Source organism: Pseudomonas sp. GD04058, assembly GCF_029836855.1.
Taxonomy (GTDB): domain Bacteria; phylum Pseudomonadota; class Gammaproteobacteria; order Pseudomonadales; family Pseudomonadaceae; genus Aquipseudomonas; species Aquipseudomonas bharatica.
On the sequence record NZ_JAOECN010000049.1, the window covers coordinates 22692 to 33048 of the forward strand.

At 64.1% G+C, this 10357-nt stretch carries 12 protein-coding genes; 6 read left to right on the top strand and 6 right to left on the bottom strand.

Translation table 11 applies throughout. The features are described from left to right. Window positions 1-89 precede the first annotated feature (89 nt). The 4 genes from N7650_RS25155 to N7650_RS25170 all read left to right on the top strand — a co-directional run bounded on the left by N7650_RS25155 (window position 90) and on the right by N7650_RS25170 (window position 2404). Window positions 90-257 (top strand): rubredoxin, encoded by a 168-nt coding sequence (locus tag N7650_RS25155; RefSeq protein ID WP_009394419.1) that lies wholly within the window; start codon window positions 90-92, stop codon window positions 255-257. Between the two features lie 34 nt (window positions 258-291). Further along, window positions 292-1440, top strand: a complete 1149-nt coding sequence (locus tag N7650_RS25160) for an FAD-dependent oxidoreductase (RefSeq protein WP_279900502.1) — start codon at window positions 292-294, stop codon at window positions 1438-1440. 187 nt (window positions 1441-1627) lie between these two features. Beyond that, entirely contained in the window at window positions 1628-1900 is a 273-nt protein-coding gene (locus N7650_RS25165) for an HU family DNA-binding protein (protein WP_009394417.1), read from the top strand. A 129-nt stretch (window positions 1901-2029) separates the two neighbouring features. Next, window positions 2030-2404, top strand: a complete 375-nt coding sequence (locus N7650_RS25170; RefSeq protein ID WP_064302210.1) for a hypothetical protein — start codon at window positions 2030-2032, stop codon at window positions 2402-2404. 106 nt (window positions 2405-2510) lie between these two features. On the opposite strand, the gene N7650_RS25175 is transcribed toward N7650_RS25170, so the two are convergent. The 6 genes from N7650_RS25175 to exbB form a co-directional block, all read right to left on the bottom strand. Continuing rightward, window positions 2511-3911 (bottom strand): aminoacyl-tRNA deacylase and HDOD domain-containing protein, encoded by a 1401-nt coding sequence (locus N7650_RS25175; RefSeq protein ID WP_009394415.1) that lies wholly within the window; start codon window positions 3909-3911, stop codon window positions 2511-2513. Window positions 3912-3990: 79 nt separating this feature from the next. Continuing rightward, window positions 3991-6069, bottom strand: a complete 2079-nt coding sequence (recG, locus tag N7650_RS25180; protein WP_009394414.1) for an ATP-dependent DNA helicase RecG — start codon at window positions 6067-6069, stop codon at window positions 3991-3993. A 9-nt stretch (window positions 6070-6078) separates the two neighbouring features. Further along, a complete protein-coding gene (locus N7650_RS25185) occupies window positions 6079-6999 on the bottom strand; it encodes a hydrogen peroxide-inducible genes activator (RefSeq protein WP_009394413.1) in 921 nt (306 codons plus the stop codon). Window positions 7000-7133: 134 nt separating this feature from the next. Continuing rightward, entirely contained in the window at window positions 7134-7874 is a 741-nt protein-coding gene (locus N7650_RS25190) for an energy transducer TonB (RefSeq protein WP_009394412.1), read from the bottom strand. Beyond that, entirely contained in the window at window positions 7871-8299 is a 429-nt protein-coding gene (exbD, locus tag N7650_RS25195; RefSeq protein ID WP_009394411.1) for a TonB system transport protein ExbD, read from the bottom strand. Before exbD ends, N7650_RS25190 begins: the two co-directional genes overlap by 4 nt. A 3-nt stretch (window positions 8300-8302) precedes the next feature. Continuing rightward, on the bottom strand, window positions 8303-9292 hold the full coding sequence (gene exbB, locus N7650_RS25200) for a tonB-system energizer ExbB (protein ID WP_009394410.1): 990 nt from the start codon (window positions 9290-9292) through the stop codon (window positions 8303-8305). Here exbB and N7650_RS25205 point away from each other — a divergent pair. Both N7650_RS25205 and N7650_RS25210 read left to right on the top strand, forming a co-directional pair. Then, on the top strand, window positions 9282-9461 hold the full coding sequence (locus N7650_RS25205) for a hypothetical protein (protein WP_158467730.1): 180 nt from the start codon (window positions 9282-9284) through the stop codon (window positions 9459-9461). The two genes, exbB and N7650_RS25205, sit on opposite strands and share 11 nt — an antisense overlap. Window positions 9462-9489: 28 nt before the next feature. Continuing rightward, on the top strand, window positions 9490-10350 hold the full coding sequence (locus N7650_RS25210; protein ID WP_279900506.1) for an SDR family oxidoreductase: 861 nt from the start codon (window positions 9490-9492) through the stop codon (window positions 10348-10350). Window positions 10351-10357: the final 7 nt, after the last annotated feature.

The following is a 10357-nucleotide window of genomic DNA, read 5'->3' on the forward strand; positions in this document are numbered from 1 at the left end:
CCGGGCTCAGTACAAAGCCCGCTGACGGCCCGATCGCCATTTCCACAAAAGCATGATCGGGCCTGGCCTGAACCCGAGGAGAAGCAGTGATGAAAAAGTGGCAATGCGTAGTGTGCGGCCTGATCTACGACGAAGCCGAGGGCTGGCCGGATGACGGTATCGCGCCCGGCACGCGCTGGGAAGACGTACCGGAAGACTGGCTGTGCCCGGACTGCGGCGTCGGCAAGACCGACTTCGAAATGATCGCCATCGGCTGATCCCTATTCCACCCCCGACAAGGATTTTCAAGGCATGACCGATCCCGTAGTGATAATCGGCACCGGACTGGCGGGCTATAACCTCGCTCGCGAATTTCGCAAGCTCGACGGCGAAACGCCGTTGCTGCTGATCACTGCGGACGATGGCCGCTCCTATTCCAAGCCGATGCTGTCTACCGGTTTTGCCAAGCACAAGGACGCCGACGGCCTGAGCATGGCCGAGCCCGGGGCCATGGCCGAGCAACTCAAGGCCGAGATCCGCACGCATACCCGCATCAGCGGCATCGATCCGGGGCACAAGCGCGTGTGGATCGGTGAAGAGCAGGTGTGCTACCGCGACCTGGTGCTGGCCTGGGGCGCGGAAACCGTGCGGGTGCCGGTGGAGGGCGACGGTGTTGACGCCGTGTTCCCGATCAATGATCTGGAGGACTATGCACGCTTCCGTGTCGCCGCGGCAGGCAAGCGCCGGGTGCTGATTCTCGGTGCCGGATTGATTGGCTGCGAGTTCGCCAACGACATGAGCCTGGGCGGTTTCGAGGTGGACGTCGTGGCACCGTGCGAGCAGGTTATGCCGACCTTGCTGCACCCGGCGGCTGCCTCGGCGGTCCAGGCCGGCCTGGAAGGGCTGGGAGTGCGTTTCCACCTGGGGCCGGTGCTGACCCGCTTGCAGCGTGCAGGCGAGGCGCTGGAGGCGCACCTTTCGGACGGTTCGGTGATTGCCTGCGATCTGGTGGTATCGGCGGTCGGCTTGCGACCACGTACCGACATCGCAGCAGCGGCCGGCTTGCGCATCAACCGCGGAGTGGTGGTTGATCGGCAGCTGCGCACTTCCCACGCCAATATCTTCGCCCTGGGTGACTGTGCCGAGGTCGAGGGGCTCAATCTGCTCTACGTGATGCCGCTGATGAGCTGCGCGCGCGCGCTGGCACAGACCCTCGCCGGGCATCCCGCCACGGTTGCCTATGGACCGATGCCGATCACGGTGAAGACGCCGGTTTGTCCCCTGGTGGTATCGCCGCCGCCGTCCGGCAATGAGGGCACATGGACGGTGGAAGGTCAGGGCAGCGACCTGAAAGTGCTCTGCCACGATGCCCATGGCCAGTTGCTTGGCTACGCCCTTACCGGCGCGGCGGTCATGGAGAAATTGGCCCTGAATCGCCAGCTTCCGGCCCTGCTGGCGTAAATACCGGTCGTTCTGTCGGTTTTACCATTCCATTGCCCGCTCAATGGCCGCCTCGAGACTGGCGCGGTCCTTGGCGGCGTGCCATCCTCACTTCCGTCTGCCGCAGGCTAGAGCCTGCGGTGCCTTGGGCGCTGCCTTCGAGGGCAGCACGGCATAACAACAAAAATTCCGTCAAAGAGGCTTCACCATGCGCAAAAACGAAATCGTCGCAGCCATCTCCGAAAAGGCCGACCTCACCAAGGCCAAGGCCAGCGTGGTATTGGACGCGGTCCTCGAGCAGATCACACAGGCGTTGAGCAAGAAGGACACCGTCACCCTGGTCGGCTTCGGCACCTTCGAACAGCGCCACCGTGGCGCCCGCACCGGCAAGAACCCGCAAACCGGCGAGCCGGTGAAAATCAAGGCCAGCAATACCGTGGCGTTCAAGCCAGGCAAGGCCCTGAAGGAAAGCGTCAACTGATGGCGTGAGTCGTCGAACGCAGTCAAACGGGCATCCTGGGGATGCCCGTTTTGTTTGTGGGATCAGTAGCTTTCGTTCATTAAAAGGATAAACTGCGCCCGGCAGTCATTTTTTCACCGAGGCGCATTCATGAAGTTCCGCTTTCTTCTTTGGGCCATGGGGCTGTTGATGGCCCGGGCCAGTCGCAACAACCCGGCGTTCCAGCAGCAACTGAAGGACAAAGAGCTGGTGTTCCAGTTGCAGACGCTGGATGGCAAGGTTGCTCGTCATTTCATCGTGAAGGACAGCCGTATCCGCAGCAGTGGCGGAACTCACCCGGAGCCGGCCTTCGCCATTGCGTTCAAGGACGCGGCCTTCGGTTTCGAAACCCTGCAGGCGAAAAACAAGCAGTTGGCGTTCATGCAGGGGATTCAGGACAAGAGCATCCAGATCAAGGGTAATCCGGCGCTGGTGATCTGGTTCCAGGGGTTGATGAAGTACCTGAAACCTAAGAAGAAAAGCTGAAGTTGATCGCGGACCCTGTGGGAGCGGGTTTACCCGCGATTGCTGAGGTGGATTCACTGCCGCAATCGCGGGTAAACCCGCTCCCACAGGGTCCGTGGCGGTCTTTCTAGTGCTGGCTGAACTGCGAGGCCAGCTCGCGCAACATCACTTCCGCTTCCAGCACCTTGTTCACCACATCCTCGGCCTTCTCGCGGCTGATGTTCAGGCGATCGAGCAGTTCATCCGGAATCGCCTCATCCGGCCCCGAGCCGATTCCCCGCGCGCGCAACAGACGCACCGACAGGCACACCAGGTTGGCGAATGGCGAATGGTCACCGGCATAGTGCGGGTCGTTCTGGAAGCGCAGGGCGGTGGCCAGCTCGTCCGGCATGTCCCAGAAGCGCATCAGCCAGGCGCCGATCTGCTCGCGGCTGATGCCTAGCAGGTGTTGTTCGACATAGCTGTGGCAGACGTGCGGGTTGACCTCCAGGTGCCGGCAGATCAACGAGAAGTGCGGCGGGAAGACGTGTGCCAGCAGCAGGTAGCCGAAATTGTGCAGCAGGCCCGCCAGGTAGGTCAGGCCGGCCTCGGGACGCTCGGCCCGGGGCATGGCGCGGGTCAGGCCTTCGATCACCGCAGCGGTGTAGATCGATTGCTGCCAGTACGGCGTGGTGTGTTGCGGGTGGTCCTTGGGCAGGCTGAGGGTCTTGCCCAGGGCCAGGCCGAGGGCCAGGTTGATCACCAGGTCGAAGCCAAGCACGCGGACGATCGCGTCTTCCACCGAACGGATCTTGCCCGGCGACGCATAGTAAGGCGATGCCGCCCAACTGACGACCTGCGCCGCCAGGGCCGGGTCGGTCTCCACCACGCCGGTGATGTCGTCGATGGTCGCGTTGGGGTCGACCCGCAGCTTGATGATTTTCTGCGCGGTTTCGGCCAGTGGCGGGATCTCGATGGTCGACTCCAGGCGCTGCTGGATACGCCGCGCAGTGAAGGCCTGGACCGCCTGGGTGATCTCGTCGCGGTCGTCCAGGGGACGGTCGAGGTTCGGATGGATCTTGCTCAGCAGCTCGCCGAACTGGCCGGCGCTGGCCTTGTTGAGCATCTTGCGGAAGTCGTCGCGCTCGATCTCCAGCAGCAGCCCGGGTTCACCCGACTGCACCAGCAGGGCGTCCGGCTTGAGCAGGCTTTCCTCGTACAGGCAGGGCGAACTGGTCAGCGCCGGGATAGCCGGAAGGATCTTCAGCCCGTGCTTGTCCAGCATGCCCTGCAGGCGCTCCAGCGGCACGGCGGCGAGCTTGCGGCCGGTCAGTTCGGTGAGACGGCTCAGGTCGAGCAACTGGCTCTGCGGGAACAACACCATCAGCGCGCCGACCGTGTCGTCGAGAAGAACGGCCTGAACGCGGGTTTCGGGCGGCAGTTGCGGGTGATCGGCCACTTCGCGGTAGGCGACACCCAGCTTGTCGAGCAGCAGCCGGATAACAGACGGAACCTGTGGGGTTGCGGTTTCGAGGGCAACTTCAATCATGGTCTGTATCCAAATTCTTCACAGTGGCGAGATTATAACCAGCTTGGCCGGCCGGCTGGATCCAATTCCGTCGAGCGCATCACACCTGGCCGTATTGTTGGCCATGACGCAGCCAGCGTTCTAGCAGCGGGCTGACGTGATCGGGCCAGCGTGCCAGCAGCGCCTGGGCTGCGTCGCGTACGGCGGGCAGCAGGTCGGCATCGCGCATCAGGTCGGCGACCTTGAATTGCAGCAGGCCGGTCTGGCGGGTGCCAAGCATTTCTCCGGGGCCGCGCAGTTCCAGGTCCTTCTCGGCAATGACGAAACCATCATTGGTTTCGCGCATGATCCCCAGGCGTTCCCGGCCGATCTGCGACAGCGGTGGATGATAGAGCAGCACGCAATGGCTCGCTGCGCTGCCGCGTCCGACCCGGCCGCGTAGCTGGTGCAGTTGGGCCAGGCCCAGGCGCTCGGGGTTTTCGATGATCATCAGGCTGGCGTTGGGAACGTCCACGCCAACCTCGATCACCGTCGTCGCCACCAGCAATTGCAGGTGGCCTTCCTTGAACTCGGCCATTACCGCAGCTTTTTCCGCTGCTTTCATCCGCCCGTGGATCAATCCTACGCGCAGCTCGCCCAGGGCACTCGACAGCTCTTCGAAGGTGGTTTCGGCGGCCTGGCAGGTCAACTCCTCGGATTCCTCGATCAAGGTGCACACCCAATAGGCCTGCCGTCCTTCGGCGCAGGCGGCGCGGACCCGCTCGACCACTTCGAAGCGCCTGCTATCGGCGACCAGCACGGTGTTCACCGGCGTCCGGCCCGGGGGCAGTTCATCGAGGATCGACGTATCGAGGTCGGCGTAAGCGCTCATGGCCAGGGTCCGCGGGATCGGGGTCGCGGTCATGATCAACTGGTGCGGGCAGAAGCGCCCGCCCACGCCCTTCTGCCGCAGGGCCAGGCGCTGTTGCACGCCGAAGCGGTGCTGCTCGTCGATGATCGCCAGGGCCAGGTTATGGAACTTCACTTCTTCCTGGAACAAGGCATGGGTGCCGACCACCATCGGCGTGCCCGTGGCGATCTGTTCGAGTGCCGCGGTGCGGGCCTTGCCCTTGAGCTTGCCGGCCAGCCAGGCGACCTCGATGCCCAGCGGCTCGAGCCAGCGCTTGAAGGTGATGAAATGCTGCTCGGCGAGGATCTCGGTGGGCGCCATCAGGGCAACCTGGTAACCCGCTTCCAGCGCCTGCAGGGCGGCAAGGGCGGCGACCACGGTCTTGCCCGCGCCAACGTCACCCTGGACCAGACGCAGCATCGGCTCCTGCTGGCTCAGGTCGTAGGCGATCTCGTTGCCAACCCGTTGTTGTGCACCGGTCGGCGGGAAGCCCAGGTTGGCGAGGAATTGTTGCGGCAGCCGGCTGGCCCGTGGCAAGACCGGCGCGCGCAGCGAACGCATGCTTTCACGAAGGCGTTGTTGCGACAGCTGGTGGGTCAGCAGCTCTTCGAAGGCCAGGCGGTGCTGGGCCCAATGCTGGCCTTCGGCGAGTTCATCGACATCGGCATCCGCCGGTGGCTGATGCAGGTAGCGGATGGCTTCGTCCAGCGGGCCGAGGTGATAGTCCCGGGCCAGCTCTTCCGGCAGCCAGTCCGGCAGGCTGCGCGGGCCGAGCATCGCCAGGGTCTGCTGGCTCAACTGGCGCAGGCGCTGCTGGGTCAGGCCTTCGGTGGTCGGGTAGATCGGCGTCAGGGTCTGGTCCACCGGGGGCGGCGGCTCGTTGCCGTTGAGGGTGCGGTATTCCGGATGGTAGATCTCCAGGCCGGAGGCTCCGGGACGCGCCTCGCCATAGCAGCGCACGTGGGTGCCGCGCTTGAGCGCGTCCTTCTGCGCCATGCTGAAGTGATAGAAGCGCAGGCTGAGCACGCCGCTGCCATCACCCAGCCGCACCACCAGGCTGCGGCGCTTGCCCATGACCACGTCGGCACCGCTGACGACACCTTCGATCACTGCATCCTGGCCCGGACGCAAGGCGCCGATCGGCACCACACGGGTACGGTCCTGGTAGCGCAGGGGCAGATGGAACAGGACGTCCTGGAGGGTTTCCAGGCCGACCTTGGCCAGTTTCTCGGCCAGGGCTTCACCAACACCTTTCAGTGCCGTGACCGACACATGGGACAACTCGGTCATGGCGCCGGCCTACCCGTTCGCTGGCGGCTTGGCCACGGAGCAGAGACGAATCGAGTCGGCGAGGATCTCGATCGCCTTGGGCCGCGGGAAGCTGGCGCGCCAGGCGATGGCCACGGTACGGAACGGTGCGGGTGGGCTCAACGGGCGCACTTCGATCACGCCCGGGGCGTAATGGTGGCTGTGCACGGCGGAAAGCGGCAGGATCGACACGCCCAGGCCAGAGGCGACCATATGGCGGATGGTCTCCAGCGAGCTGGATTCCACCGTGGTGTGCTTGGCGCCTTCGCTGCCCTTGCCCAGGGTCGGGCAGGCTTCCAGGACCTGGTCGCGGAAGCAGTGGCCTTCGCCGAGCAGCAGCAGGCTCTTGTCGTTGAGCAGGCTGGCGTCGATGGTTTCCTGGCGGGTCCAGGGGTGGCCGCTGGGCATCAGCACGTAGAACGGCTCGTCATAGAGCGGCAGGGTCAGCACGTCCGCTTCGTTGAACGGCAGGGCGATGATCACTGCATCCAGTTCGCCGTTGCGCAGTTTGTCGCGCAATACGTGGGTGAAGTTTTCCTCGATGTACAACGGCATCTGCGGGGCGACCCGGTGCAGTTGTGGAATCAGGTGCGGGAACAGGTAGGGCCCGACCGTATAGATCGCCCCGACCTTGAGTGGCGCAGTCAGCTGGTTCTTGCCGGCCTGGGCCAGCTCGCGGATGCCCTGGGCCTGCTCGAGGACCTTCTGCGCCTGGGCCACGATGCTTTCGCCGACCGGGGTCAGGCGCACCGCGCTCTTGCTGCGCTCGAAGATCAGCACGCCGAGTTCGTCCTCCAGCTTTTTCACGCCCACCGACAGCGTCGGCTGGCTGACGTGGCAGCGCTCGGCGGCGTGGCCGAAGTGCTGTTCCTGGGCAAGAGTGACGATGTAGCGCAATTCTGTAAGGGTCATAACGTGCGTCCATGAAGTAGCGGCCCCAGCATAGCGGCTGCAACCGATAGACGCACGTTATCAGACTTGCCTGCGTGCGACAGAAATGATGATTGGCGAGAAATTATGGGGCCGCAAAACGACCCCAATCCGATCTAGCGCCTGCCCTTTTCGAGGGAGAAGACAAACGGTGCTTTCAGGTCGATGACGCCGTTGGTCAGGATGTCCTTCGGCGGCGGGGGTAGCGGCTGGGCCCGGCGGATCATTTCCAGGGTCGCACGGTCCAGCGAGGCGCTGCCGGACTTGCCCACCAGTTCGTAGGACACCACGCGGCCCTCGGAATCGACCACGAAACGCAGCTGGGTAATGCCCGTCTGGCCCCGGCGGCGTGCATCTTCCGGATAGCGCTTGTACTTCGCCAGATGGTTCAGCAGGTCGCTCTGCCAGGTCGCCTTGGCCTCGCTGTTGCTCGCCACGCTAGGTGCCGCGGCTGCCGGCTTGGTAGCGGGGGCGGGGCTAGGCGGTGCGTTGGCGACTTCTTGCTCGACCGGCTTCTGCTTCGGCTCTTCCTTCTGCTCGGGCTTGGGCGGTTGTGGCTTGGCCTTCGGCTTGGCGGGCTTGGGAATGGCGATCTTCGGTTTCGGCGCCTCGACCAGCTTCGGCAGCGGCGGCTCTTCCACCGGTGCCGGCGGCTGTGGCGGCGTCACGACCTTGGGCGGCGGTGGCGGTGCCGGCTCCGGCATCGGTGGCATTGCGATCATCATGGCCGCAGGCGGCAATTCGATAGCCTCGGGCTTTGACCAGTTCAGGGTCAGCGCGATGGCGACGGCATGCACCGCCAGCACGATCAACAGGCTACCGCCGTAACGCCCCAGCTTGTACCGGGTCTCGATCATTTCTTCGCTGCCGTCTCAAGCCCGACCAGGCCGACCTTGAGGTAGCCGGCGGCGCGCAGAATATTCATGACGTCCATCAGATCTCCGTAGTCCACGCCCTTGTCGGCCTGGAAGAAGATCGTGGTTTCCTTGTCGCCCTTGGTCTTGGCATCCAGCAGCGAACCCAGCTGGTCATGCTGCTGGACCAGCTCGTCGCCCAGGTACAGCTTCTGGTCGGCCTTGACGCTGAGGAACACCGGCTTTTCCGGCCTCGGCGCAGGTTTCGCGGTCGAGGCGGGCAGGTCGACCTTGATGTCGACCGTCGCCAGCGGCGCTGCGACCATGAAGATGATCAGCAGCACCAGCATGACGTCGATGAACGGCGTTACGTTGATTTCGTGGTTTTCGGCGAGATCGTCGCCGCCTTCATTAAGATGCAGGCCCATGGCTTACCCCACTTTCACCATGTGCGGCTGAGCGGAACGCTCGCCTGGCTGGTGGTCCAGATCACGGCTGACCAGCAGCAGGACCTGCGCCGAAGCGTCGGACACCTGGGCCTTGTAGCCAGCGATGGAACGGGCGAAGACGTTGTAGATGACCACGGCAGGGATGGCCGCGACCAGGCCCAGGGCAGTGGCCAGCAGCGCTTCGGCGATACCCGGGGCAACCACGGCGAGGTTGGTGGTCTGGGTCTTGGCGATGCCGATGAAGCTGTTCATGATGCCCCACACTGTACCGAACAGGCCGACGAAAGGTGCAGTGGAGCCGATGGTGGCGAGCACGCCGGTACCGCTGGACATATTGCGACCGCTGGCGGCAACCAGGCGCTCGAGGCGGAAGCTGACGCGTTCCTTGATGCCTTCCTTCTCACGGGCATTGGCCGAAAGATGCATTTCTTCCAAGGCGTCGTGGATCAGCACATGGGCCAGGGTGCCGGGCTTGTCGGCCTTGTCGGCGGCGTCCTTGAGCGATACCGATTTCTTCAGCGCGGCGATTTCACCCCGCAGGCGGCGCTTGGCACCCAGCAGCTCGAAGCCCTTGGCGATCCAGATGGTCCAGGTGATGATCGAGGCGATGGCCAGGCCGATCATGACCGCTTTGACCACCACGTCGGCGTTCTGGTACATGCCCCATGGCGACAGGTCGTGGCCCATGCCCAGGGTGTTGTCTTCGGCCAGGGGCTCGCCGTCCGCATTCAGGGGCTCGGCCGTGCCTTCCACTGGCGCAGCGGCCGGAGTGGCTGCTGGTTGTTCGGCATCAGGCGCGGCCGCTTGCGTAGCCGGGGTTGCAGGGGCAGCGGCGGCGGCAGGTGCTGGCGCAGCGGCCGTTGGCTCTTCAGCCATCGCAGCGGGTGCCAGCATCAGGCTGAACATCAGCGCTGCGATGGCGCGCAGGGCGCGCGATGTGGTTGGCGAAGCGGAAGGTTGGATGCGTGTCATGCTGGCCGGACCTGATGAAGAAGAATGGGTGGATGCTCTTCAGGGCCTCGAAACAGGCCGAGAACAGAAAAATGGGCGGCCATTATTGCAAGTAATTCTTGTTAGCAAAAGTAATAAAGTAGCTTTTTTTAACTTCATTGCTAGCCGCCTATCGATTTTGCCGGGATAGTCCAGCCTTTGATTACGGGAGTTTCAGCATGTCAGCACCTTCAGTCCTGATCGTTGGTTGTGGCGATGTCGGTGGTCGCCTGGCCAGGCAACTGCTGGCGGGCGGCTGGTCGGTGAGTGGTCTGCGGCGTACTGCCAGCGCAGTGCCTGCGGGCGTCACAGCTATCGCTGCGGATCTCGAAAGGCACGAAATCCCCGCAGATTGGCCGACGATAGGCCCCGACTACCTGGTCTATTGCGTGGCTGCCAGCCAGCATGACGAGCCCGGCTACCGCTCGGCCTACGTCGAGGGGCTGCGTAACGTGCTGGGCTGGCTGGCAGAACGGTGCCAGAGGCCGCGTCGCCTGCTGTTCGTCTCCAGCAGCAGCGTGTTCGCCCAGAAGAACGGGGCATGGATCGACGAGACCGCGGAAACTGCGCCGCAGGAATATTCCGGCCGGGTGATGCTGGAGGCGGAGCGCCTGGCCCTGCAGAGCGGAATTCCGGCCAGCGTGGTGCGCTTGACCGGAATCTACGGCCCGGGGCGCGAATGGTTGCTGAGCCAGGTTCGCCAAGGTTATCGGGTGACCGAGGAACCACCGCTTTACGGCAACCGAATCCATGCCGAGGATGCCGCCGGCCTGCTGGCTTTCCTGCTGCGTGCCGATCACGACGGGCGGGCGCTGGACGACTGCTATATCGGTGTGGACGACGCGCCCGCTCCGCTGGCCGAAGTGGTGGGCTGGCTGCGTGAGTACATGGGGGTTACCGAATGGTCGGAGCAGCAGCGGGTGAGGCGTACCGGGAGCAAGCGTTGCAGTAACGCCCGGGCCCGGGCGCTGGGCTGGGCGCCGACTTATCCGAGCTACCGCGAAGGCTACGCCGCGATCCTTGAGGGTCAAAAGCCCTGATTAGCGA

Bases quoted from the DNA above. Each gene is read 5' to 3' on its own strand.
- N7650_RS25155 (WP_009394419.1), top strand. From the start codon at position 90: ATGAAAAAGTGGCAATGCGTAGTGTGCGGCCTGATCTACGACGAAGCC.
- N7650_RS25160 (WP_279900502.1), top strand. From the start codon at position 292: ATGACCGATCCCGTAGTGATAATCGGCACCGGACTGGCGGGCTATAAC.
- N7650_RS25165 (WP_009394417.1), top strand. From the start codon at position 1,628: ATGCGCAAAAACGAAATCGTCGCAGCCATCTCCGAAAAGGCCGACCTC.
- N7650_RS25170 (WP_064302210.1), top strand. From the start codon at position 2,030: ATGAAGTTCCGCTTTCTTCTTTGGGCCATGGGGCTGTTGATGGCCCGG.
- N7650_RS25175 (WP_009394415.1), bottom strand. From the start codon at position 3,911: ATGATTGAAGTTGCCCTCGAAACCGCAACCCCACAGGTTCCGTCTGTT.
- recG (WP_009394414.1), bottom strand. From the start codon at position 6,069: ATGACCGAGTTGTCCCATGTGTCGGTCACGGCACTGAAAGGTGTTGGT.
- N7650_RS25185 (WP_009394413.1), bottom strand. From the start codon at position 6,999: ATGACCCTTACAGAATTGCGCTACATCGTCACTCTTGCCCAGGAACAG.
- N7650_RS25190 (WP_009394412.1), bottom strand. From the start codon at position 7,874: ATGATCGAGACCCGGTACAAGCTGGGGCGTTACGGCGGTAGCCTGTTG.
- exbD (WP_009394411.1), bottom strand. From the start codon at position 8,299: ATGGGCCTGCATCTTAATGAAGGCGGCGACGATCTCGCCGAAAACCAC.
- N7650_RS25205 (WP_158467730.1), top strand. From the start codon at position 9,282: ATGCGTGTCATGCTGGCCGGACCTGATGAAGAAGAATGGGTGGATGCT.
- exbB (WP_009394410.1), bottom strand. From the start codon at position 9,292: ATGACACGCATCCAACCTTCCGCTTCGCCAACCACATCGCGCGCCCTG.
- N7650_RS25210 (WP_279900506.1), top strand. From the start codon at position 9,490: ATGTCAGCACCTTCAGTCCTGATCGTTGGTTGTGGCGATGTCGGTGGT.